The organism is Flavobacterium urumqiense (genome assembly GCF_900108015.1).
Classification (GTDB): domain Bacteria; phylum Bacteroidota; class Bacteroidia; order Flavobacteriales; family Flavobacteriaceae; genus Flavobacterium; species Flavobacterium urumqiense.
Map to the genome: position 1 here is coordinate 33769 of NZ_FNVP01000006.1, position 26660 is coordinate 60428.

Below are 26660 nucleotides of genomic sequence, written 5' to 3' on the forward strand. Positions count from 1 at the left end.
ACTGTCAATTATAGCTGTTACGTTAAAATTAAACAAGTTTTCCAATTAATTATATAACAATTTAACCTCTGTTTTTTCGCAAATTTGTGGTAGAATAATTTTAATTTAAAACTATATACTATGCCAAATTCAACAGAGATTAAAGGAAATTACAATGAACTGAAAGGTAAACTTAAACAAAAGTTTGCAGAATTAACAGATGACGATGTGTTATTTGAAGAGGGAAAAGAAGATGAAACTTGGGGAAGATTACAACAAAAATTAGGGAAGACAGAGAAAGAAATTAAATCTTTGTTTGAGTAATTTCAGGATTTAAAAAATTCCAAAACTGTTTCAAAGCTACGTTAAATATTTTCCATTAATAGATTTTATTTGTGCTTTTGAAACAGTTTTTTATTGTGATTTAATCAGTCAATCCAAGTTTTAAAATCGGATACTTTCTCTCTACTTACGATTACCTCATCCGCTTTAAAAGAAGGTAAAATTAACTTCAGACGAGAGTTACTATAGAGGATAATTTCTTTGATTGCTTTAAGCGGAATTATAAATTTTCTACTCACTCGGAAAAAATCTTTTGGATCTAATTCTTGTTCCAAAACTTCCAAAGTACTTTCGATTAAATAATTTCTGTTATCGAAAGTGTGAATGTACGTTCCTTTATTTTCACTAAAAAAACATTCAATTTCATCGACAGAGATAACTTTCAAATGTTGCCCTATTTTTATCGTAAAGCGTTTTTTGTAATTTTTTTCAAAAGGATTTGTTAGCATTCTTTTGATCTGCTCAAAATCCAATTGTACCGTTTCTTGTTTTGGTAATCGCGCTTTAAACTTAAAAACTGCCACTTCCAAATCATCCTCATCAATGGGTTTCAAAAGATAATCTATGCTGTTTAATTTGAATGCGCGTAACGCATACTCATCATAAGCCGTTGTGAAAATTATGGCACTTTTGATGGCTACTTTTTCAAAGATTTCAAACGACAGTCCATCAGATAATTGAATGTCAAGAAAGATCAAATCCGGGTGCTCATTTTTAGAAAACCACTCGATAGATTCTTCCACGGAATGAAGCATCACTCCTACTTCAATAGTTAGCTTTTCAAGTTTTCTCTGAAGCAATCTCGCAGCTGGTTTTTCGTCTTCTATTATTATTGTCGTCATCATTTATAATTAAGGTTTCACAAAGGGAATCGTTTTATTTTGCTTGTACTAATCAAATACATGCTCCTCCAATGATTTCCACTTTTTTTGCATATTTATTTTTGGCTTACGGCAAAGATATACTGGAATATTATTTTCTTCTTCGATTGCATATTTGTGTTTTATGATTTTCACCAATTTACAATTACTATAAGCGCTTTCGACAATTACTTTTTCATTACCAATACTTATACAAACTTCTCCCCTTGTAGTTCCAGTTCCCCAAAGCCAAAAACTTCCATTACTACAAATTGGATTTGGCAATAAATACTTTTTTCCTATGATTTCTATTGCTCCAGCTTCACCATAATTTTTAGCCCAAATAATGCAGTTTTCTTTGTCTTTTACTGGCAATGACTGATATAAACTATCAACTAATTTCACTTGTTCTTCCCAACCAAACATATCAGCATAATCATCTGTGAGTTGAATGCGCCCATTTTTTTGCAATTCTAAATCAGCATAACTACTATAGGTCTCAATTGGCAAAACAGCAATTGCATGAGGCAAAAAAGGAATTATTGGAAGAAATACAACACAGGCTACTGCATAATTCCATCTTGGTTTATTTTTCAATAATTTTTCAATTTTCAGAGCTCCAGCGGCAAATAATATTGGGTAAATCGCAAAGAAATAATACGCCTTAGACTGCATAACCCACATGCTGGCAAATATCACCAAAGCGGCTATTCCGAACGTTTTATACTTTTTCAAATCCTTATCAAAAAAGTAGGCAAAAAGCCCGATTAAACTAATTGATAATGTGAAAGGATGTTTCAACTGCTCTATTGCAAAATCAAAAGGACCATTCTCATCCAACTGACTTTCTTTTAACTTTTGCAAATGTAGTAACACTGGAAAATGATGGTTAATTTGCCAAATCAAATTTGGTAAAACAATTAAAAACATGATTAATCCTGCAATATAAAGCCACTTATTCTTAAATAGTTTCCCATTTTCATAAAACAATAAACCCACAACAACTCCTAATCCCCAAACTACTATAGTGTACTTATTCATTAAACCAAAACCTGCAGAAACTCCAAGTAAAACAAGAAATTTTACATTTTTAGTGTTAAAATATTTAATCAAAAAATAAAACCCAAGTGTCCAAAAAAACTGATCGAAAGCTACAGGCTGGAACAACATATGATTGCGATAAAAAGGGACAAATGACAATACTGAAACTCCAGCCAATAGAATTGCTTTTATTTTCCCGCCCAATTCTTTGGCAATCAAACAACAAAGCACAAGAATTGCAACTCCGGCTAAAGTAGAGAAAAACCGAACACCTGATATCGAATATCCAAAAACAAAATGGGCAATTTTACCAGCAAAAGCTATAAAAGGCGGAAATTCAAAATACCCCCAATCTAAATGCTCACTAACAGATAAATGCAATAATTCATCGCGATGAAATCCATAATTCCGATTTCCGACAAAATGAATACAAAGTTTAATAAAGGCTAAAATGAGTATAGTTGGTAAATATTTTTTCACGGTTGAGTGTTTAAAGTTTAAAATTTTAAAGCAATATGAGAGCAAACTGAGACGCAGTTTTTACTCCCATTTCTCGCTTTTCTCCTTCTCCAAAAACTTTTTAATCTTGCGATCTTCCCAGCTCTTTCCAAAAATCCAATTTGGCATAAAAGTTGAAAGTGCATGGGACAACAATCCGATTCCCCAAAAGAATGCGGTGGTAAAACTCCTCCACTGAAAAAAACTTTCTCCAGCTTCTAAATCCTGATAATTATTTATCAAAATCATAATATTGACTACCAAATAGACTGTTAAATGAGTATAAAAACCTTTTATTTTTTTTACACGTATCAAAGCTTCCTGATACTCCAATTCTTCTGTTGAATTTGTTTCCATAATCTCAGTAGTTTTTATTTTTTTCATTTTCCATCAATTCATTAATCTTTTTTTCTTCCCAATTCGCTCCTAAAAAAGGCATGTAATTAAAGACCTTCATTGCGTGGAAAGCTAAACCAATTCCCCACCAAAATAATGGCCAAAAAAACCATAAATATTCTGGAGATGTGCTCAAATTTATAATTGCTAAAGAAACAATTACAATAAAATAAGCCGTTAGATTTCTATAAAACCCCTTTATTTTTTCTACTTGCTTTTTAGCCTGAAGATATTTTTCTGAGTCATTCTTATTTGTTTCCATAAGTATATTTTGAAAAAAATTAAAATTTTAATTCCATTTATTATTAGACCTGCCTTTGTTTAAAATCTCATTAATTTTGCGTTCCTCCCATGATTTCCCATATCCAAAAATTTCTAGCCCATGAAATGTAAGTCCCATTCCCCAACCTAATAATGGAAACCAAAACCATTGGAAATTAGAACCGTACCTCAAATTAATAAAGATTAAAAAAGGAATTACACAGCAATATGAAATTAAATTTCCATAGAATGCCTTGAGCTTTTTGACGTGATCTTTTGCTCTATGGTAAGCGTTATTTTCGTTGTAATAAGAATTAGTTTCCATAATCGAAATTTGTTTGGTTAAAATTGGTATTTTGACAGTGAAGGTTTTTTCATTTTGTTCAATCAATACTTTTCTCTTGGTTATAATTCCGTAGCGATTGATAATATTTTGCAATCCTACACCTTGACGATCCTGCAAAACTTCTTTCTTTTGAAAGTCATTTTGAACCGCGAGATAATCCCCTTCAATTGTAATGCGAATATGTAAAGGTCTTTGTTCGCTTACCACATTATGTTTTACGGTATTTTCTAATAAAAGCTGTAAGGAAAGCGGAACTACTTTGGCTTCAGGATTTAAATTAGAAGTAGGCAGTTCATAAAACAAACTGTTTTCGAAACGCATTTTAAGCAGGTTCATATAGGTTTTGGCGAAAGCCAATTCTTCTTCAACTGAAACTAACTCTTTATCTTTTTGCTCCAATACATACCGATAAATTTTTGATAATGAAGTCGTGAATCGTTGTGCATTATCTGGGTTTTCTTCAATTAAAGAACTTAAAACATTCAAGCTATTGAAAAGGAAATGCGGGTCGATTTGATTTTTTAGACTTTCAAACTTTGCCGAAGCCGTTCCAGCAATTATTTTTTGTTGTGTTACTTCTTTTCTCGATGCTTGTTTCCAATTAGCCATGAAACTTCGTGCATGCATGAAAGTAGAAACACCTAATGAAAGTATGATATAAAATAAATGAACCCAGATCATTCTGTCATTAAAAAACTCACTAGGGTTCATTTTTTGAAAAACCACAAAAGTTATATAATTAATTCCTAAAACAACTGGAACCGTGTACAATATAGTGGCAATAATTCCAGCATACACTCTCAGATTAGTTTGTTCCAACCAATCCCATTTCTTATCCAAGAGCGAATTGATTGTTCCATTACCAAAACCAATTCCAAACGAATACAATGAACTTACCCAAAAAGTGGTCAGAACATTTTCTAAATCAAAACTGCCTTGCGCTAAAGAAAAAACAAATGTAAAAATCAGAGCAATTTTAAGACAAACAATTGTTCCTTTTTTAAATTCTGTGAATGTATGTATCCTTTGATTTTCCATTTTAGCTTCAATTTTTTTATCTTGCAGATTTTACTTACAGTTTTTCTGTGCTTCTAGCGCTCTGTCTAACCCCCATTTTGGAGAGAAAGGCGTTTCCGGTTTAAAAGTAGCGAAAAGTCCGATTGCTTTTTCAATTTCTAAACATAAAGGTTTTGTGTCAATTCCTGTCCATTTTGCGCCTCCAATTTGAAATTCGGCTTTACCAAAAACTACTCTTGGATTTTCTGGTGCAATCGCTTCCGCTTTAGCATACATTTCCATTGTTTTCCCAGACAATTTCATTCCGTTTGTCATAGGATCAAAAACAATCCAAGCAGTATTAATCATGGCTTGCATTACATATAACTCAGCGTTGTTTTGATCTTTTATCATTTCAATGTCCAATGCATTTTGAGCTTTTGTAAGCAACAAATTCATTTTGTCTTTATCTTGTGTTCCAAAAGCTGTTGTTGTATTTACCAGCGCCACATAATAATTAGGCAACCAACTTGCTTTTTCTGCGCCTGCAATTCTTTCGAATAAATCCGACGCTTCACTGTTTTTTCCTTCTTTCCAAAGCCCGAATGCTTTTCCCATTCCTTGCTCAAATTGCGCTTGAGCTGATAATAAACTACATACAAATAATGCGATTGCTGTGATAAGTTTTGTCATGATATTTAATTTTTAGTTGTTGATTAATTGTTTACCAAATTTACATTGGTTACGCCTTTTTTAAAATTTATACTTACTGAACTGTTGATTTTGATAGATGAGTTGTTTTTTAAGTCGAAAATCATAAAGTTGAAAGTCGTAAAGTTGAAGAAATTCACGTTATCAAGGGCTTTAGACCTTTGACTTTACGAGCTAATAACCATTTTTAAAGATTTTTCAACTGATTCTCTTTTTTATCATTACTAATTGTCCAAAAGAACCCTACAAAGAAAAATCGATCAGCTGTAGGTGTAATTGCTGCCCTGTTATAAACGCCGGCTGAATTTGGATTTTTTGCGTAATCGTAACCATAGACATTTTGGCTTCCTAAAATATTAGAAACGGAGAAATACAAAATCTTTTGAGTTGTCAGCAAATAAACCCAGTTAAAACTTAAACTGTTATAGGATTTTGTTTTTCCGTTCATGAATTTCGTTTCATTTGGATTGTTGTAAGGTCTTCCTGAGCTGTATAAATTAGTAAAACCAATTTGTGATTTCCAATCGTTAATCCAATATTTAGCAACAATCGACAAACTATGATCTGCTACAAAATTAGGAGTAACCTGAGTAATAAAGTTTTTATAATCTCTCTCTGTATCGATATAGGAATACGAAACCCAATATTCTAAGTTTTTAAATGATTTCCCATCTCTCCAAAACAAATCCAAACCTTTCGCATAACCAGAACCATTATTAGTAAATACGGAATTATATTGTATGATTGATGTGTCGTATTTTACTAAATTACTGTAGTCTTTGTAATAGGCTTCTGCTCTGAACGTTTTTCCGTTTTTATTATATTGATAATTCAAAATATAATGTGATGCTTTCTCACTTTCAAATTGATGAAACTTAGAATATTTGATGTAATTAACATTTGGCGTTTGCGAAAAATCACCGTAAGCCATTGAAAGCTGACTGTTTTTAGCCATTTTGTAAGCAAATGAAATTCTGGGAGAAATAGCAGTTTCATTTATTAAATCATTATAAGATGCTCTCAATCCAGCTTTTGCAGCAAATTTTTTAGAGAAGAAAATATCAGCCTCTGTGTAAACCGCTCCAATATTTGAATTATAACTGTTTGTGTTTGTTGCACCTAAATTTTCTTTGAAATCCTCATTGAATTTGGTAACAAAATAATCAGCTCCAAAGGATAATTTCACTCTATCTGAAAAACTCTTCTTTAATTTTAATTTTAAATGTGCCGCGTTCTCCTCATTGTCAATGCTATTTAGATCAATCCCAATTTTATTTTTGGCATAACTATAACTTAATCCTGAAGTTATTTGCCAATTAGTACCGAAACCTCCTTTGTACGAAGAATTAAAATAGAAGTTATTGTTATTGAGATCGACTCTTATCTTTTGAGGTGAATTAATATTTTCCTGATTTATATCAAATTTTGAAGAATCAAAAGCAGCGTATAATTTTAATATTCCGTTATTGAAATTATATCGATATACGGTTTCCCCAGATAAAGATTGATAGGGACTATTCCAATCTACATCCTGCTTAATTATAGCTTGATAAGGCGCTAAATTGATGTAAGCCGTATTTACACTCAAGGAGCTTTTTTTCCATTTCTGAGTATTTCCTAAACCCAAACCAACAGTCATTAAGGAGATTTCAGTTTTGTTTTGGTCGGGTTCGTCTTGCGTATTCAATAATAAAACACTGGATAAAGCCTCCCCATATTCAGCAGAATAACCACCTGTAGAGAATGATATCCCACTAAAAAGGAACGGCGAAAACCGACCTCTTGTTGGCAAATTTTGAGCAGAAGCTCCATAAGGTTGTGCTACACGAATACCATCTACAAAAGTTTGGGTTTCATTGGCTTCGCCCCCACGCACGAATAAACGGCCGTCTTCACCCACATTTTGTGTTCCAGGCAATGTTTGTAATGCCGCAATAATATTTCCTGCCGAACCCGCCGTAGTAACGATATCTAGCGGTTTCAATACAGAAACTCTGGCTTTATCCCCTGCTTCTAAATTTCCTGCGGTAATAATTACAGCATCTAAAGCATTGACATTATCTCTTAATTTTATGGTTTTATTTTTAAAATTTGAAACATCAATTACCGTTTTTAAAGTTTCATAAACTAAGAAACTCACCACCAAAGTTTGATTACCAGTCGTAGTAGTTATAAAAGTAAAATCACCCGTTTCATTACTTGAAGTACCATCATAAGTACCTTCGATAAAAATATTGGCGCCAGATATAGGGTTCCCTTTTTCATCTACTACTTTCCCGGAAACTGTAGTTTGCGAAAAAAGAGCAATTGAAAATAAAAAAATGGCAAGAGTAAAAATAATTTTACTCACGCTATTTCTATTATTTTTTTTGTATTCGTGAACCATTGATTTCATAATATTTGATTTTGATGAAGCAAATATATTTCACGGATTAAACTTATAAAACAATTATTAACTGAACTGTTGAAATTGTAGGATGAGTTGTAATCCCACAATTTCTTTTATATTTACGCTAACAAGATTCCATTTTATGAAGACAGAAAAAGAAAAAATGATAGATGGAGAATATTATTTGGCTGGAGATCCTATTTTAGTAAAAGACAGACGAAAATCAAAAAATCTTCTTCATCGATTAAATGTTACCGAGTATAGAATCACGAAGAAAGCTCGAGAAATAATAAAAGAACTCATCCCTAATGCAGGAGCAAATCTTTATATTGAACCGCCTTTTTTTTGTGATTATGGATATAATATTTATTGTGGAGAAAATGTGTATTTCAATGTGAATTGTGTTGTTTTAGATTGTGCCAAAGTAACTATTGGCTCCAATGTTTTTTTTGCACCAGGAGTTCAGTTATACACCGCAACGCATCCACTTGATGCTGAACTAAGAAAAACGCTCGAAAATGCACTACCTATAAAGATTGGAGACGATTGTTGGATTGGCGGAAATTCAGTAATTTGCCCAGGAATTACAATAGGAAACGGTTGTGTGATTGGTGCTGGTTCTGTTATTACAAAAGATATTCCTGACAATTCACTCGCGGTAGGAAATCCGGCAAAAGTGATTCGGAAATTAAATATTTGATTAAACAATCCAAAAGCATTTTGAATAACTAAAAATAATTTTAATATTTTTGAGAGAACACTTAAATTCTAAGTAGGAGAAATTTAAAAACAGTTGCAATTTTCGCCTTACTTTTTGTGGCTAACACTATTTATGGCACATCTTCTAGCAAAATTCAAAAATGTACCTTTGGAAATCATCAAAGATGTTTTAGAAAAAGACAAAGCGTTTCACGCCGCGTAAGGAATCTCTTTAGAGCGGCTTTGGTAAAATCCCAAGCGAATTCTACTGTACTAAAAAAGTACAATTCATAAAGAAATCACAAAAAGTAATGATTAAAGGCACTTTTTATTTTAATTATAAAATTGTTTCTTTAAATTTGCAAATCCCTTATAAATAAACTTTTTTTTTAAATAAATCCATTTAAATTTTATTTGAAAATCAATGATTACAAATACTTTTTAGATGAACAACACCACTCGAATTAAAAAAAATTACCAATTAATCAAATTTCAAAAATTAGTTATTGTTTCTGTTTTAATTGGTTTTCTTTCGGCTTTTTTAGGAATTTCATTAAAAAAAATAACTGAATATTACGAAGAAATATTTTTTCATAAAGCGTCCACAAATCCAATATTCTTTGTTTTATTTCCAATTTTCGGACTATCTATTATCTATTTTCTTAGAGAATACCTTTTTAGAAAAAAAGAGAACAAAGGGATTAAAGAAATTTTTGAAAGTACCAATTCCAAATCAAAGAACTTACCCAATTATAAAATTCCATCCCACTTCATCAACGGATTGCTAACGGTAGTTTTTGGAGGATCTACGGGAATTGAAGTTTCTACTGTTGTTGCTTCGGCAACAATTGGCTCCGTTGCTCAAAGAAAACAAAATGTATTTAGACAATACAAAACCGAGCTAATATGTGCTGGAGTTGCGGCAGGAATTACCGCTTTATTCAGCAGTCCGGTCGCTGGAATTCTTTTTGCACTTGAAGTCATTTCGAGAAAAGTAACACGAGCATTTTTAATCAGTACATTAATTGCTGTTGCGACTGCTTTTGGATTGGTTTTTTTATTGGATGAAAAACCTTTATTTACGGTAGCGGTAACAACTTGGCATTTAAAAGCCATACCTTATTTTATACTTTTAGGAATTTTATCCGGATTAAATTCTGTTTATCTAACGCGATGCGTATTATTTTTTAAATCTCAATTTTCAAAAATAAGCGTTCATTATTACAAAATTATTTTAGGTTCTGTAATCTTAAGTATTTCGTTGTTAGTATTCCCTCAACTTTATGGTGAAGGTTATCATGCCATCAAAACTATTTTTAATAATTCAGGTGATACACCCATGACATTTTCATTAGCGCTTACCTATATTGGAATTATAATTTTAAAACCTATTGTAACTTCAGCAACTTTGGCTTCGGGAGGCGACGGAGGTGTCTTTGCACCGAGTCTTTTTATAGGTGCATTTTTAGGATTACTTGTTGCATCTACTTTGAATACTCTGTTTAATGCCAATGTAATTCCGATAAATTTTGTAATTATTGGTATGGCTGCCGTTTTAAGTGCTAGTATTCATGCACCATTTACGGCAATTTTTTTAGTTTGCGGATTAACAAATAATTATACTTTATTTCTGCCCATTTTAGTTGTTTGTCTTATTTCAAAATATACCGCTAAAATGACATACCCTTTTACGGTATACACCTATTCTAACAGTTTATCCAAATAATAGATTTTTATGTCGGTTCAAAAAATAAAAAGAAATTATCGCAAAACTAAATACATTCTTTATAAAGAAACTTTGGTTGATTATAAAGAACATTTTTGGGCTTTTTTGGGTTCGTTTATAGGTATTGGAATAATAGCCTATATGCAATCGAAAACCCTTCTTCACTCTGATGTTGTTTACCTGATTGGTTCATTTGGAGCATCAAGTGTTTTGGTTTATGGTGTAATTCAAAGTCCATTGGCACAACCCCGAAATTTAGTTGGAGGACATCTTGTTTCAGCAATTGTTGGAGTAACTATTTCTAAATTTATTCCTGATATTTTATGGCTAACTGCACCTCTTGCAGTATCAATATCAATTGTTTTAATGCAAGTGACTAAAACTTTACATCCTCCTGGCGGAGCAACAGCATTGATCGCTGTAATAGGCTCGCCAAAAATTAAGATGCTTGGCTATTGGTACGTACTTTATCCAGTACTTAGTGGCGTTCTTATTCTACTTATTGTGGCATTAATATTTAATAATATGACTTCCAACAGGTATTACCCAAATCATAAAAAATACCACCAATTTAGGAAAAGGATTGTTTCTACATTTAAAAACAATCCTAAAAACGCTTAATAGCCGCTATGCCTAAATAATTAATTTTTTAATTACTTAATTCAGTACCCAGTTGATTCTTATTTTTATAAATGCATACGCAAAAATATTATCAACAAATCGAAAATCTGAAATCTAAATCTAAAATTATATTTTACCTTTGAGCTTTCAATAAAAACAAAGATTATGATTTATAAATTTAGAGTAATTCTAGACGCGGAAGAAGATGTTTTTAGAGACATTGCAATACTTGAAGACGATACTTTAGAGGATTTACACAATGCTATTTTTAATTCCTTTGGTTTTGACGGGATGGAAGTGGCTTCGTTCTATACTTGTGATGAGACATGGAATCAGGAAGACGAAATTTCTCTTTTTGATACCGGAGATGTTCCAGGCGAGCAAAAAATCATGAGTGATTACCAATTATCGGACATACTAGATAAAGAAAATACAAAAATTATTTATGTTTATGATTTCATCAATATGTGGACATTCCTAGTGGAATTAGCTGCTATTGAAGAACAAGCTATTGGTAATTTATATCCTGAAACTATATTTTCTCATGGAGAAATGCCGGATGAGGCAATGGAGAAAAATTTTGAAGCTGATAATGCCGATGACTATAATGATGAATTTGAAGATGGCTTAGACGAAGATGATTTAGATATGTTCGAAGGAGACGATAGTTTTGAAGACTACGGGTTTGAGGAGAATTGGAATTAATCCTCTCCGCAACCTTTAAAAAGGACAGGAAGATAAACCACATAAAATAAAATGATTGTTCGTATTGATACCCAAAAGAAATTTTTTTCATATACATTTCTTTGTTAGGTATGATTCCAGACAATTATAAAAAAATTTAATAAATACAAAATCACGTCTCGTCTCCCCCTCTTTTAGAGGGGGCTGGGGGGAGGAAACCTTATCAAAATATGATCAATTTGTATAACACGCACATCGAAAACTTGTCAATTCATAGGGTTGGTAATAAAAGTAGAAACGAAGCCCTATTTTTATCGGAGCAACCTTTTAATTTAAATGACGAGATTGTTCCCTTGATGAAAGAATTCTTCTTTAAACCTTTTAGAGAAAAAGAAGAAAACTATTTTCAATTTGCACATGAAATTGATTTGGATTACAACGACATGTTCAAATTTGCAAAAGAAATTTTTGAGAATCCAACTAGCATTCACGAAATTTCAAAAAAAATAACAAGCCATTTATTTGAGCAGTCTAATCATCCTCATATCAAGAATGGTGAGGTATATGTTACGTACTTAACAAACGTAAGTATCGACAATAATGTAGTTGATGCCATTGGAATTTTCAAAAGCGAAATACAAGCTGACTTTTTACAATTTGAAGAAAAATCGACGCACCTGGAAATGATTTTACAACATGGTGTAAGTTTAAATAAATTAGATAAAGGTTGCATCATCTTTAATTACAAAAAAGAAGAGGGATACAAAATCCTGACTGTTGACAGTAATCGTTATGATGCCAGATATTGGTTGGAACATTTTCTATCAGTAGATGCATTTGAGGATGAAAATTTCATTACAAAGAAATATTTGAAATTTTGCCAGAATTTTGCCAAAGATGTTGTTTTCCCTGCCGAAGACAAGAAAGAAGAGGTGATGTTCATGAACCGCTCCGTGAATTATTTTGCAAAAAATGATCAGTTTGAAGAAACTAATTTCCTGAACGAAGTATTAGACAATCCCGATTTAATTCCTGAGTTTAAAAATTACAAAATAGACAAAGGAGAAAAATATAGTATAGAAGATGTTACTTCATTTCCTATTGCCAATGCAGCGGTTTCTGATGCCAGAAAATCGATAAAAAACGTGATCAATTTAGATACGCATATCCAAATAAAAATGGATTTCATTAATCCTGAAAGTGCTGAGAAATATGTGGAAAAAGGTTGGGATGAAGAAAAACAAATGTATTATTACTTAGTTTATTTTAATAAAGAAGAGAAGAGCTAGTTTGAAGCAGTCAGTCACAGTTTACAGTTCTCCTATTTTATAAATATTCAATCCTCAATTACATAAGTAGTTGGGGATTTTTTATTAAAAACAAAGCATAGAATTTAAAATTAAGGATAATAATTCAATATCATTTTGTAGTTATTTTAATATATTATTATTTAAAACATGTATTTAGTCGATTTTATTTGATACTTAAACCGTTATTAATTAGATTTATATACCCAAATCTAAATACACTAATTATGAAAATGATTGATTTTAAAGAAAAATTTATTACCAAAAAAGTCTTGTGCTCTTTGGTGGGCCATAAATTTATTGTAACAAGAAATATCACCAATCACTTCAAAGAATTCAAATGTACAGTTTGTCAAATCGAATTAACAAACGATGATAATGGACATAAAACATTTCTAACCCCAGAACTAAAAGAAATTAATGAAACCCTGAGAGGTTTTCATAATAAAAAGCTTCATCTAGTCTGATTTTATTTTATAAAGAAGAGTTTAAAATTAGATTTACCTTATTCCTAACCTACTTAATACCAATACATAATGGTAATCCTACTATTAATCCAAACTATAATTGTGTTGAAACAAAAGATGAATCAAAAAAAGGTGAAAAACACAAATTAATTTCAACATTATTTTGAGCTATTTTATTAAAATCCGGTATTAAATAAATTAGTATTTTTAAAGTTTCTTGTTATAAATTCAAAAGCGGCACTCATGATATTTCCCATCGATTTTGCTTTTTTAAAATTTAAATCATTAGTATATCGGTACAATTCTAATTTTAATTGTTGCAAATGTTCGTCTGTAGAAATGATGTCATCACCCATGATTTGTAATAATCTTTTAATCCTATTTTCGGCAGAGTGAATTCTTTTAGCTAAAACTGCTCTTTCTTCATCTTTATATTGTTCAATCGAACTATTCTGAAGTTTTTCTTTTACCAATTTTACCATCGGATAATTTTCTTTAAAAAACTGAGGACGGTAAACTTTAAAATTTCCTTCAAAACATTGCTGATCAAAGTCAATTGCACGAATTCTATAAACGACCTGGTCAAAATCGTGAATGGGAACAATTACATAGTTGTAAGATCGCATGTCACCTAGCAATCGAATCATGCAACGTTCATTAAACTTGACAAATTCTTTTGCAATTTGAGATTTTTCAGTTTCAGTACAGTTAGACAGAAGCGTTTTTATAAATACATCTCCGGCAATTCCCATTATATGTTCTTCAATTAAAGTGTCTTTATAAACCAAGAAATTTATTTTATCAGGAGATAAAATGTGTTCCAACTCCAGTCCGTAAACTCGTGAAGCATCAGCTTTCTTTATGTAAAAATGCGTATAATTATCATTCAGGATATTTCTGACTTTGATCCGAAAAGGATTCGAATTTCCAAAAGTGCAATAATCAATTGAATCTACATTCAAAAACTTAATAATTCCCAAATTCCCATCCGAATGCAAAAGAGAATATATTTTCATTAAAGTCAAATCAATTTCATTTCTTTCAAATTCATTATAGTAAACCCTAGTCCACAAAGTATCCTTATCGTATTTATCATAGACATTTACGGAACCCGAAAAACGTAATAAATCATCATAAAAAATGGGCACTTTAGAAATTCGATCAAATCGTTCCAAGTAATCCAAAAGAGAATTATTAATTGGATAAGTAGGTTTTTTTAGAAGCATTAGTGGTTCACTGCTCATCTGAAATGTAATTTAATACAAAATTACAATAAATTATTCCGTTGAAGGTTATTCCTTTTTAAATATATAATTATAAACTACTGACCTATTAAAAACATAAAAATTTTCTAGTTATTGTTATCTATTTCATTTTATAAGTCCAATATATTTTAATCGAAAAGCACTGAATAAGAATGAAAATTCCATAAAAATAGCAACTGCCTCATAATTAGACAAAAAGTAATTTTTTTATTTTTATATTCTTACTATAAAAGCATCAATTACTAAAAAAAAGCCAGTTGAATTTAATTTAATAAAATATAATTATGGTTCGGCTGTTTTTTAATTAAAAAAGGACAATACTAAGATATAAACTTTATATTTGATTGTCCCCATGATTATTAAAACATTTAAACTCTGATGATGGAAGAAAAGCTTGAACTTTATTTCAAGGCTGCGCAATCAGCTAAAATTGGAATTTGGAAAATGAATGTGGCAACCCATGATGAATCTTGGGACGCTGTTATAAAGTGTATTCTTGAAGTCCCTGAAGATTTTAAACCTGTAAATGGAAACGGAATTAATTTTTACACAGAGGGTGAGAATAGAAATCGAATAAAAATCTTAATTGAAAGAGCAGTCAATGAAGGAATTTCATTTGATGAAAAATTTCAAATTACTACCGCCAAAAATAACATTAAGTATATCGAATGTATCTGTCAGGTAGAAATTATTGACGGAAAACCAATGAATCTGTTGGGTACATTTCAAGACATTACAAATGAGCAAAATTTAATAAATGAATTACAGTTAAGTGTTGAAAAATTTTCTTCAATTTTTTCCAGTGCTAACGATGCCATTTTTATTATTGACACTTCAAATGGGCTTATTAGCGATTGCAATTCCAGATCAGCGGAACTCACCGGATACGATAGGTTTGAAGTAGTTGGCTTACATAATTCTAAATTATTTCCAAAAGAATTTAGAAAAAAAGCCGGTTTATTTCTAAAATATAATTTACAAAAAAATCCATATACTGTAGTTGAAACGTATATAAAAACTAAATTCGGAAAATCCATTCCAGTAGAGATCGCCTCCGGCAAAAAATTTAAAGTTGACAATATCACTTATTTGGTTTGTTTTATTAGAGATATTAGTGAAAGAAAAAATGTTGAAAATAAATTGAATTTGCTTTCACTTGCTGCATCTGAAACGACAGATACCATTGTGATTGTTAATAAAGAAGGAACTGCAGTCTGGGCAAATCAAGCCTATTTAAACCTTACCGGTTTTAATATGGAAGAAATAATAGGTCAAAAACCGGGCAATTTGTCCAAAGGTCCTGAAACTGATGTGCAGACAATATTGTTGATGAAAAAAGCTATCAAGAATAAAGAAAGTATTAAAATCACGATACTAAATTACACTAAGAATAAAGAAAAATATTGGTTTGAACTTAATATTACTACGGTCTTTGATAGCCAAAATAACTTTATCAATTTCATTGGTGTAGGACGAAATGTAACCTCCAGAATTGAAAAAGAATTAGAATTAAAAAGACTTTTAGAAGTTACCAGTAGTCAAAATAGTAAATTATTTAATTTTACTCACATCGTCTCTCATAACATTCGTTCGCATACCAGTAACCTCTCCATGATTGTAGATGTTATAGAAAATACAGATTGCGTTGATGATAAACTTTCTTATTTTGATTTGTTTAAGGAAGGAACCGAAAAATTATCTGAATCAATAGAGTATCTGAATGAGATTATTTGCGTTCAGCAAAAGACAAATATTGAAAAAACGAAAATTTTTTTAAAAAACGAAATCGAGAAAACTAAAATGGCTTTGAGTTTAGTTATAAAAGAAAGTGAAATAACAATAACGGACACCATACCAATAGATTTGACTGTTACTGCTATTCCCGCTTACCTGGACAGCATATTACTAAATTTATTTACAAATGCAATAAAATACAAATCTCTAGAACGCAATTCAACCCTAGAAATAGGTTATGAAATTATTAAAGATTACCTTGTTATAAACTTTAAAGACAATGGTTTAGGATTAAATCTAGAAAAAAACGGTCATAAAATTTTTGGAATGTATAAAACGTTTCATGATAACGAAGATGCTAAAGGAATTGGGTTGTTTATAACCAAAAATCAATTGGAAGCCATGAATGGAAAAATTGAAGTGGAAAGTAAAGAAGGTGAAGGCAGTAATTTTAAAATTTATTTATATGAAAAATAAATTAACATATATCATTGACGATGACAAATTAACCGTAAAACTAATGAGTATTCTCATTTCTAAAAATGATTTTTGTGAAGAAATAGAATCGTTTTACAACGCAAAAGATGCCATTAGTAAATTAAAAGAAAATGCGGGAGATAATGGGATTCTGCCGGACGCAATTTTACTGGATCTCAATATGCCAGTCATGGATGGATGGCAGTTTTTAGACGAATTTATTTCTTTACCAATAACAAAAGAAATTCATATTTTTATTATGACCTCTTCAATTGACCCCGCAGATATTGAAATGGCCACGACTTATAAAGTGGTTAAAGAATATATAATGAAACCTATAACTACCCAAAAATTAGATGATTTATGCAAATTAATCAGTGATTTAAACTAATTCCCATAAAGAAGTAACAAATGGCTTCCTTAATCGTCCTATATGAAAATATAAAAAGATGAAACCATTGGAAACGATACTTTCGATCAAAAATCTCAATAAACGTTATGGCTCTCTTCAAGCCCTGAAAAATGTTACTTTCGACATACATAAAGGCAATGTCTACGGAATTCTAGGTCCTAACGGAAGCGGAAAATCAACAACTTTAGGAATAATTTTAAATGTAGTCAATAAAACCTCTGGCGAATATAGCTGGTTTGATGGCAATATGCAAACTCATGAAGCACTTAAAAAAGTAGGGGCAATTATAGAAAGACCCAATTTCTATCCTTACATGACTGCGAAAGAAAATCTAGAATTAGTCTGCAAAATTAAAAGCATCAATTACGCTAAAGTAAATGAAAAGCTTGAATTAGTAGGTCTGGTAGATAGGCAAGATAGTAAATTCAGCACTTTTTCTCTTGGAATGAAACAACGATTAGCGATTGCTTCTGCGCTGCTCAACGATCCAGAAATTTTAATTCTTGACGAACCCACAAATGGTTTAGATCCGCAGGGTATTCATCAAATCCGTGATATCATCAAGCACATCGCTGCACAAGGAACTACCATTTTACTCGCTTCTCATTTATTAGACGAAGTAGAAAAAGTATGTACACATGCATTAGTTTTAAGAAAAGGAGAAGTTTTGTATTCCGGATTGGTTGATGGAATGTCAGTAAACCAAGGATTCTTTGAGTTGCGAGCTGATGACACTGAAAATCTAATATCCGTTTTAAAAACCCATCCAGCGGTAAAAAATAGTGTAAATGAAGAAGGAAAAGTATTGGTTTATTTAAAAGATAAATTGGAGCCAAAAGAATTGAATCAATTTCTGTTTGAAAATAATATTGTTCTCAGTCATTTAGTGAAACGAAAAAATAGTTTAGAAGAACAATTTTTGGAATTAACTAAAAACAAATAGCTCTTTTGATACAACTAATGTTTATAAATCTCATCTCCAAAATACCAACTATAAAATGAAACGACTTCTCTCAATAGAATTACAAAAAATATGGAAAAATAAAGGCAGCCGAGTTTTGACTTTAACTTATTTTATTCTCTTAACATTTATTGCATTAATTGCTTCGATTAAGTTTGATCTGGGCGTATTTAAACTTCATCTTGCTGAAATGGGAATTTTTAATTTTCCTTTTATTTGGCATTTCAACACTTACATTGCCTCAATATTAAAATTATTTCTAGCTATTGTTATTGTTTCCATGATGGCCAATGAATACAGCTACGGAACTTTGAAACAAAATTTAATTGATGGCATGAGTAAAAAGGAGTTTATTCTATCTAAATTTTTGACAATCCTTTTATTTGCATTAGTATCCACTGTTTTTATTTTCATACTGTCCCTAATTTTAGGATTTAGCTTTTCTTCGTACACAGAAATTGGCATTGTTTTGTCTGATTTAGACTATCTATTGGGTTATTTTATAAAACTAATTGGCTTTTTCTCCTTCTGTTTATTTTTAGGAATATTAGTAAAACGATCCGCATTTGCTCTTGGGTTTCTATTAGTTTGGAATATTATTGAGGGTATTTTAAAAGGTATTTTGACTTATAAAATTTTCCCAGACAGTACAATAGCAGCCTATATTACACAATTTTTTCCTTTGGAATCAATGTCGAATTTGATCGTGGAGCCATTCTCCAGACTATCTGTCGTAAAATCTATTGGAACAAAAATAGGTATAGAAAACATTAAGGATTATGGCGTACATTTTTACTCTATCATAATAGTTTTGGCTTGGACCTTGATTTTCAATTTATTATCTTATCGATTATTAAAAAACAGAGATTTATAGTATCTTTATAGAGCTATGAATTTTATAAAAAAAATCTCATTATATATTTTCATCTTTTGCTCTAGTTCTATTGCAACGGCACAATCTATATTGGTAAACGATTCCTATACAGCACAGCAACTAGTGGAGAATGTTTTAGTGAATAATAGTACTTGTGTTTCCATTTCTAATCCAATTGCTACGGGAGACACTTTTACTCCAGGTAAAAAAAGTTATGGTTATTTTAACTCTGGAACCAGTCCTTTTCCTATTAACGAAGGAGTAGTTTTGAGTACTTGGAGCAGTAAAAATTCTGAAGCACCATTTGATGCTTCAAATAAAGGCGATGGTAGTTTATCCTGGAAAGGGGATCTAGATTTAGAACAAGCATTAAATATTACAAACACATTCAATGCAACCATATTAGAATTTGATTTCGTACCGCTGACAAATCTAATTAGTTTTAATTATTTATTCGCGTCCAATGAATACCAAGAGAACTTTCCATGTAATTATTCCGATGGTTTTGCCTTTTTAATCAAGGAAAGTGGAACGACCACCTATCAAAATTTAGCTATAATTCCTGCCACCACTATTCCAGTTTCTTCGAAAAATGTACATCCATTAATTCCTACTTTTAATAGTACAACTGGTCCGAAGCCAGGCTGCCTTGCAGCAAACGAGGCCTATTTTGGAGGATTTAATTCAAGCAACAGTCCCGTAAACTACAGTGGCCAGACGTTAGTATTAGCAGCACAAGCAAACGTTATTGCGGGGAAGATGTACCACATTAAATTGGTGATTGCTGACCAAGGTGGTAATTATTATGACTCCGCCGTTTTTCTTCAAGCAGGTAGCTTCACCTCCAAAATAGATTTAGGCCCAAATCGAATAGCACCTAGTAATCCCATTTGTTATGGAGAAAATTTTATCATTGACACTAAATTATCACCTGCATATTCTTATAAATGGTATAAAAGTGGTTCCCTAATTCCAATTTTAGGAGCTATAAGTCCTTCTCTTAAAGTTACGGATACTGGTACTTACAAGGTTGAAGTTGAATTAGGCAGTCCGAATTGTATCGCTACAGGTGAAATAAAAATCGAATTTACACCACAAATTGTATTAAAAAACACCTCTTTAATTCAATGTGATGAAAATGGGGATGGTATTGCGATTTTTGATTTAAATAAGGCTGAAGCAATCATAAAGAACAATAATAGCAATTTAAGCCAAATGTTTTTTTATAAAAATATATTTGATGCCCAAAACAATCAAAATCCAATTTCGAGCCCGAAAAGCTACACCAACAAATCTAATAATCAAATTGTAATTGCAAAAGTTTTGGATACCTATGGATGTCCCAACTATGCTGAATTGATATTGTCAATTTCGAACAAATCTATTACACCCCTAGCTCCAATAATAGTTTGCGATGATGATGGATTCATTGATGGAATACATCAATTTGACCTAATGGGTATTGCTACTTCAGGCTATTTTTCTGGTATAGGGAACAATATTTTTGTCTCTTTTTATTCAAACTCTACAGATGCTTATCTTGAAAAAAACGAATTACCTTTTTTTTTCAAAAATACGATTCCTTATCAACAAACGCTATTTGCAAGAGTACTTAATGGTTCTGATTGCTATGCCATTACTCCCATAGTTCTCATAGTAAAGACATTTGACCCACCAAATTTTCAAGATGAAACAACTTCTTTGTGCAATGGTGCTTCCTCAAACTTAATAGTTGATGCAGGATTTTCTAGTTATTTATGGACATCAGGAGAAACTTCGAATACAATTACAGTTACTCTGCCAGGAAATTATTCTGTAAAAGTCACCAATACAAATGGATGTACTGCTACCAAAAATTTTAAGATATCTGCATCTGGAATTGCAATTGTCAATGGAGCAATAATTAATGATTTTGCAGGCAAAGGAAATTCAGTTTTGATAGAATATTCCGGAATAGGCAATTATGAATTTTCAATTGACGGATCTTATTTTCAAGATAATCCATTATTTAATGGCGTGGCTCCTGGAGAATATTTACTTTATGCTCGAGATAAAAACGGTTGTGGCTTATCGATTCCTTTTAAAATATATGTATTGGATTATCCCCGTTATTTTACTCCAAATGGAGATGGATATAATGATTTTTGGGAAATTAAAAATCTAGATTTTTTACCTAAATCGACTATAAACATCTTTGATCGTTATGGTAAATTATTGAAACAGTTCGCTTCAACCCACTCTGGTTGGAACGGAACATTAAATGGATATATATTACCAGCTGATGATTATTGGTTTAACATAACTTTTGAAGACAATAAAATCATAAAAGGTCATTTTTCACTAAAAAGATAATAGTTATTTTCCTATTTTTAGCCCATGAAAAAAACTTTACTTATTTTCTTTATTTTTATATCAATAAGTTGCTTTGCCCAATTTAGTAAAACGCACTATATACCGCCATTGACCGCTTTTGATGCCGCTGCTGCAGGTGATCAATATTTATACATTTCAACCCCAAACCCTACCAATGTCAATTACAGAATTATTGAAATTGGTGGAAATGTAATTTCGGGTACGGTAAACAATAATAATCCCAGAAAATATGACATTGGCTATGGAGATAACACCCCATTGTTCACGCCAAAAAATAATACAGGCATCATAAACAACAAGGGATATATTGTAGAAGGAGATGACTTAATTTATGTAAGCGTCAGACTCAATGCAGACAAATCCGGCGTAAATTATGCACAAGCAGGTGGACTTGTTTCAAAAGGGAATAGTGCCCTGGGAAAAGAGTTCCGAATTGGCGCAATGTTAAATGAATCTACGGCTACAAAATTATTAAATTTCGCATCCGTTTTAGCTACAGAAAACGGTACTACAATTACAATTTCAAACATTCCAATTGGCACCACACTCACAGATGGCACACCTATTACAGGACCCTACACAAAAACCCTCAACAAAAACCAAAGTTATGTTATGGCAATGGTAAACATTGGTTCGATTACAAACAGCAAAAATATTATTGGTGCATTAGTAGAATCAGACAAACCAGTTATTGTAAATGCTGGATCAATTTTAGGAACGAATGATAGTAGCACTAACGCTAGAGACATCGGTTTCGATCAAATTGTTTCTTCTGAAAAAACTGGCAAAGAATATATTTTTGTAAAAGGACTTGGAAGTAATAATTTAGAACGCGTATTATTGATTGCCAATGAAGACAACACCCTAATTTATATAAACGGAAACACAATTCCACTTCCTGCACTTAACAAAGGACAATACACCATTTTAGATGGAAGTCAATTTATAAATGACAATCTATATATAACAACAAGTGAAAAAGTATTTGCATACCAAAGTGTGGGGGGGAGTGGCTCTAGTGCCGCCAACCAAAACATGTTTTTTGTACCTCCCATAAATTGTGCAACACCAAATATAGTAGATAATATTCCTTGGATAGAAAAAGTAGGAGACATAACCTATACTGGAGGTTTAAACATTGTTACCGAAACGGGAGCAATAGTAAATGTTTACCAAAACGGCGTATCTGTTTCTGCAGGATCAGCAACAGCAATTACTGCATCAGGATTTGAGCGCTATTCTGTATCCGGATTAACAGGCAATATTTCAGTGAAATCAACAAAACAAGTTTATGTTTCTTGCTATGGAACCAACGGTAATGCAACGTACGGTGGTTATTACTCCGGTTTTGACACCAAGCCTGAAATTGTATCCGACATAAAAATTGGAGCAAGTTCTAATTGCATTCCCAATGTGGTTTTAAAAATCAATACATTATCATCCTATGATTCCTTTCAATGGTATTTTAATGATGTAGTAATCGACCCAATACTACATCCCGATGCAATAACAAATACATATTCTCCTACTACTCCGGGTTATTATCAAGTAAAAGGAAGTATTTCTGGTTGTATTAGTGATATTTCATCCGATAAAATCCCCGTTAGTAGTTGCCCCACTAATCAAGATAACGACTTGGCTATTGACAACATTGATATAGACAATGACAATGATGGAATTACAAATTGCACAGAATCTTACGGAAACCAAAACATTAACCTGTCGAATCTAAATTCTGGAGCTGTTTCAATCGGCAGTTATTCAAATACATTTAATGGATTACTATCCAATTCCGCTGCGACCAGTACTATCCCTTTTACAGGAAATGCCGATGGCAGTTTTGTTAGTGAAATTCCTGCTGGAAAAACCAATTGGGCGACTTATAAGATGGCTTTTGCAAAACCTATAAGTTTAGGAATGGAATATATTTCCACCGCAACCGCAACGGATTTATTAAATACCAATGCTGAGTACATCATTAATTCAGATACAGATAAAACCATAACCGTCCTTAATCCTGACAATCAATTATTGATTGACACGAATTATGACGGTATTTATGAAAGTGGCGTAACGGAATATTCATCGTTTGAAATACGATTTAGATTAAACAGCACAACTCCTTTAGCTGCCGGAACAGGAACCTTCAAATTTTTGACTTATTTGACGAATTCGATAAGTTTTACACATAAAAATCTATCCGACGATATTCCAAATAAGTCAAGCTTCAAGTTCTTTGCGGTTTGTGTTCCTAAAGATTCTGATGGAGATGGCATTCCGGATCAATTGGATTTGGATAGTGACAATGATGGCATTCCAGATAATATAGATGCGCAAGGCGGAAGCTTTATTTCATACACTTCTGTTGATACAAATAAAGATGATTTAAGCGATGGGTATGGAACTGTTGGATTAACTCCAATAGACACAGATGCTGATGGAGTTAAAGATTACTTAGATTTAGACAGTGACAATGATGGTACTTATGACTTGGTCGAATCAGGAAGTAATGCGATTGATGCTAATAAAGATGGAATTATAGATGGTTTACGCGCTTCTTTTGGTACCAATGGTTTGTTTGATGGACTTGAAACGAGTCCCGATAGTGGTAAATTAAATTACACCATTACAGATACAAATTCAGATAACATGAAAAACTATATTTCATTAGACAGTGATGGTGATTTATGTTTTGATGTTACCGAAGCTAGTTTTATTGATGGTAATGGTGACGGATTATTGGGAAACATTGTACCGCCAACAGTCGATGCTAATGGAATTGTTACGAGCGGAACGGCTTACAGTATTCCTAATTTAAATTATATCAACGCAGCCCCTATCGTAATTACAACTCAACCTAATGTTTCACCTACTTGTGAAATACAAAATGCCACAATTACATTAGTGGATAATGGCGGAAACACCTATCAATGGCAAATTTTTTCTGGTGGAATCTGGAATGTTATTCTTGACAATGCAACTTTTTCTGGAGCAACAACGAATACTTTGTTAATAACAAAAGTGACAAATGCAATGAATGGCTACAAGTATCGGGTGCTATTAAATAAAAGTGGTAACTCATGTGGTCTACTTTCTTCTGAAACCATATTAACAGTTTACCCTTTACCAAGTGTAAATGACATTACTATTATACAATGTGATGATAATTCAGATTTAAAAACATTTTTCAATTTAACAGTGAAAAACGATAAGATTTCTAGCAATTTTACAAATGAAAATTTCACATACTACACTACACAAGCTGAAGCAAACAATCCCTTATCAATTGATCAAATTTCAACACCACTTGCTTTTGAAAATATAAATCCTCCCCTTCCAGCTCCCCAAGGAATAATGATTGTTTGGCCAAGGGTCGCTAATAAAATTACTGGTTGTTTTAGTATTGCCAAATTAACATTAAAAGTTGCAGCGTCAAAAATTCCACTAACATATAACTCTATAGTACCTCCTGTTTGCGATGACACTTTAGCAGCAGATGGAACAGCTACAGGTGACCCTAATACAAACAAAAGAGATGGAATATCAGCTTTTGATTTAACCAATGCAATTAATGACGTTGAATCTCAACTACCTCCACCATTATCAAATTACACCTTTAAATACTATAGAAACAAAGCAGATGCTTTAGCACAAAATGATGTTGTTGGAAATTCATTAGCCATTAAACCCACTGAATATACTACCTTTAGGAATGACATTCCTAATGCTCAAAATATTTGGGTAAGAGTAAACAATAATTTAACTTCTGATTGCGGTGATGGCTTTGGCGACTTCATTAAGCTATCAGTTGAAAAACTACCATTTGCAAATCCTGTAATTATTACAAGACAATGCGATGACAATCAAGATGGGATTTTTACTTTCAACACGTCAAATTTAGAAACAACTTTATTAGGAACTAATCAACCATTCGCAGTTACCGTGGCCTATTTCGACGCAGCAAATAATCCGTTGAAAGATGCTAACGGAGTTTTGATAACTAGTCCGTTTCCTGCAACTTTTACAACCTCTTCTCAAACCATAAAAGCCCTTGTAACCAATAACACGGCGCAGAAATGTTTTGATGAAACAACCATTCAATTTATTGTTGATGATTTACCGGAAGCATTTTCAGTTCCAATTTCCTTAACAACGGCTTGTGACGATGAAATAGATCCTTTGGTTCAAGATGGTAAATTTGCTTTCGACACGACAGGCTTTGAATCTACAATCCTAGGCGGTCAAACTGGAATGAAAGTATTCTATTTTGACGAGAATGGAAATCTTTTGTCAAATCCGTTGCCAAATCCATTCGTTACAGGCACTCAAAACGTAAAAATTATCGTTAAAAATCCAATCAATCCAACGTGTACAACTTCTATTTCTCTTCCATTTATAGTAAATCCATTGCCTAAAATTCAGTTAAATACAAATGGAAATGAGGACAAATTAATTTGTGATGATAACCCAGAATTCAGTGTTGAACTTGATGCTGGAATTCAAGCTGGCACATCAACAACTAATTTCACTTATGACTGGCATAAAGCTGGAGTCTCACCTTCTATAGGAACAAATTACACATTGGTTGTATTAGAAGAAGGTATCTACTCAATTAAAGTAACCAATTCATCGGGTTGCAGCAGAATTCGAACAATAAAAGTTACCGCTTCGAATAAAGCGACCATTAAAACCATTGACATTCTTGACATGACAGATATTAATACTGTTACTGTAAATGTAACTGGACAGGGACAATATGAATACAGTCTAGACGAACCATACGGGCCTTTCCAATCATCTAATTTCTTTGATAATGTTCCTGCAGGAATTCATGAGGTTTTTATAAATGATAAAAATGGTTGTGGTATAGTTAGTCAAACTATTGCGGTACTTGGAGTCCCAAAATATTTTACTCCAAATGGTGATGGATATAACGACTACTGGAATGTAAAAGGGGTAAATGCCAATTTTAACACCAATTCCATTATATTTATATACGATCGTTACGGAAAATTAATAACCAAAATAAAAACTAGTAGCGATGGATGGGATGGTACTTTCAATGGAAATCCTTTACCTTCTGATGATTATTGGTACACTGCAAAATTACAAGATGGTAGAGAGGCCAAAGGTCATTTTAGTTTGAAGAGATAATATGACATGAAAAATACACTTGTTACTCATGCATTCTTAAACTTTTTTTTAACAAATAAAGGATTAAAAAATCCCGTAATCGTCACT

The 26660-nt window shown here is 32.0% G+C and carries 20 protein-coding genes; 12 read left to right on the forward strand and 8 right to left on the reverse strand.

Features of this window, described 5'->3' with window-relative positions; translation table 11 throughout:
- Positions 1-120 precede the first annotated feature (120 nt).
- On the forward strand, positions 121-303 hold the full coding sequence (locus C4S35_RS08620; protein ID WP_103999798.1) for a CsbD family protein: 183 nt from the start codon (positions 121-123) through the stop codon (positions 301-303).
- 104 nt (positions 304-407) lie between these two features.
- Here the strand turns inward: C4S35_RS08620 and C4S35_RS08625 are convergent, their stop codons facing one another.
- The 7 genes from C4S35_RS08625 to C4S35_RS08655 form a co-directional block, all read right to left on the reverse strand.
- Positions 408-1163: a LytR/AlgR family response regulator transcription factor gene (locus C4S35_RS08625; protein ID WP_103999799.1), complete on the reverse strand. Its 756-nt coding sequence runs from the start codon at positions 1161-1163 to the stop codon at positions 408-410.
- A 48-nt stretch (positions 1164-1211) separates the two neighbouring features.
- Complete coding sequence (locus C4S35_RS08630) at positions 1212-2702, reverse strand: ArnT family glycosyltransferase (RefSeq protein WP_103999800.1); 1491 nt, start codon at positions 2700-2702, stop codon at positions 1212-1214.
- Positions 2703-2762: 60 nt separating this feature from the next.
- Complete coding sequence (locus C4S35_RS08635) at positions 2763-3104, reverse strand: 2TM domain-containing protein (RefSeq protein WP_244175227.1); 342 nt, start codon at positions 3102-3104, stop codon at positions 2763-2765.
- Positions 3082-3378 (reverse strand): 2TM domain-containing protein, encoded by a 297-nt coding sequence (locus C4S35_RS08640; protein ID WP_103999801.1) that lies wholly within the window; start codon positions 3376-3378, stop codon positions 3082-3084. Before C4S35_RS08640 ends, C4S35_RS08635 begins: the two co-directional genes overlap by 23 nt.
- Positions 3379-3405: 27 nt before the next feature.
- Entirely contained in the window at positions 3406-4761 is a 1356-nt protein-coding gene (locus C4S35_RS08645) for a histidine kinase (protein WP_103999802.1), read from the reverse strand.
- Positions 4762-4791: 30 nt separating this feature from the next.
- Positions 4792-5412, reverse strand: coding sequence for a hypothetical protein (locus C4S35_RS08650; RefSeq protein WP_103999803.1), 621 nt, complete (start codon positions 5410-5412; stop codon positions 4792-4794).
- Between the two features lie 205 nt (positions 5413-5617).
- A complete protein-coding gene (locus C4S35_RS08655; protein ID WP_244175228.1) occupies positions 5618-7825 on the reverse strand; it encodes a TonB-dependent receptor in 2208 nt (735 codons plus the stop codon).
- Between the two features lie 136 nt (positions 7826-7961).
- On the opposite strand from C4S35_RS08655, the gene C4S35_RS08660 reads away from it, so the two are divergent.
- From C4S35_RS08660 to C4S35_RS08680, 5 genes are all read left to right on the forward strand, one after another.
- Positions 7962-8519 carry a sugar O-acetyltransferase gene (locus tag C4S35_RS08660; protein ID WP_103999804.1) on the forward strand — a complete coding sequence of 186 codons (558 nt, stop codon included), beginning with the start codon at positions 7962-7964 and terminating at the stop codon, positions 8517-8519.
- A gap of 444 nt (positions 8520-8963) precedes the next feature.
- Complete coding sequence (locus C4S35_RS08665) at positions 8964-10244, forward strand: chloride channel protein (protein WP_103999805.1); 1281 nt, start codon at positions 8964-8966, stop codon at positions 10242-10244.
- A 9-nt stretch (positions 10245-10253) separates the two neighbouring features.
- On the forward strand, positions 10254-10865 hold the full coding sequence (locus C4S35_RS08670; RefSeq protein ID WP_103999806.1) for an HPP family protein: 612 nt from the start codon (positions 10254-10256) through the stop codon (positions 10863-10865).
- 165 nt (positions 10866-11030) lie between these two features.
- On the forward strand, positions 11031-11570 hold the full coding sequence (locus tag C4S35_RS08675; protein WP_103999807.1) for an IS1096 element passenger TnpR family protein: 540 nt from the start codon (positions 11031-11033) through the stop codon (positions 11568-11570).
- A gap of 209 nt (positions 11571-11779) precedes the next feature.
- Positions 11780-12838: a nucleoid-associated protein gene (locus C4S35_RS08680; protein WP_103999808.1), complete on the forward strand. Its 1059-nt coding sequence runs from the start codon at positions 11780-11782 to the stop codon at positions 12836-12838.
- Between the two features lie 661 nt (positions 12839-13499).
- On the opposite strand, the gene C4S35_RS08690 is transcribed toward C4S35_RS08680, so the two are convergent.
- Complete coding sequence (locus C4S35_RS08690) at positions 13500-14567, reverse strand: hypothetical protein (RefSeq protein WP_103999810.1); 1068 nt, start codon at positions 14565-14567, stop codon at positions 13500-13502.
- Positions 14568-14966: 399 nt separating this feature from the next.
- Between C4S35_RS08690 and C4S35_RS08695 the strand changes: the two genes are divergently transcribed.
- The 6 genes from C4S35_RS08695 (at position 14967) to C4S35_RS08720 (ending at position 26573) form a co-directional block, all read left to right on the forward strand.
- Positions 14967-16799 (forward strand): PAS domain-containing sensor histidine kinase, encoded by a 1833-nt coding sequence (locus tag C4S35_RS08695; protein WP_103999811.1) that lies wholly within the window; start codon positions 14967-14969, stop codon positions 16797-16799.
- Positions 16789-17190 (forward strand): response regulator, encoded by a 402-nt coding sequence (locus tag C4S35_RS08700; protein WP_103999929.1) that lies wholly within the window; start codon positions 16789-16791, stop codon positions 17188-17190. The genes C4S35_RS08695 and C4S35_RS08700 overlap by 11 nt, the downstream gene beginning before the upstream one ends.
- 67 nt (positions 17191-17257) lie before the next feature.
- On the forward strand, positions 17258-18154 hold the full coding sequence (locus C4S35_RS08705; protein ID WP_103999930.1) for an ABC transporter ATP-binding protein: 897 nt from the start codon (positions 17258-17260) through the stop codon (positions 18152-18154).
- Between the two features lie 55 nt (positions 18155-18209).
- The gene (locus tag C4S35_RS08710) at positions 18210-19046 is read left to right on the forward strand and encodes an ABC transporter permease (protein WP_103999812.1); all 837 of its coding nucleotides are present in this window, start codon (positions 18210-18212) and stop codon (positions 19044-19046) included.
- Positions 19047-19061: 15 nt separating this feature from the next.
- On the forward strand, positions 19062-21398 hold the full coding sequence (locus tag C4S35_RS08715; protein WP_103999813.1) for a choice-of-anchor L domain-containing protein: 2337 nt from the start codon (positions 19062-19064) through the stop codon (positions 21396-21398).
- A 24-nt stretch (positions 21399-21422) separates the two neighbouring features.
- Positions 21423-26573, forward strand: a complete 5151-nt coding sequence (locus C4S35_RS08720) for a T9SS type B sorting domain-containing protein (protein ID WP_146059530.1) — start codon at positions 21423-21425, stop codon at positions 26571-26573.
- Positions 26574-26660: the final 87 nt, after the last annotated feature.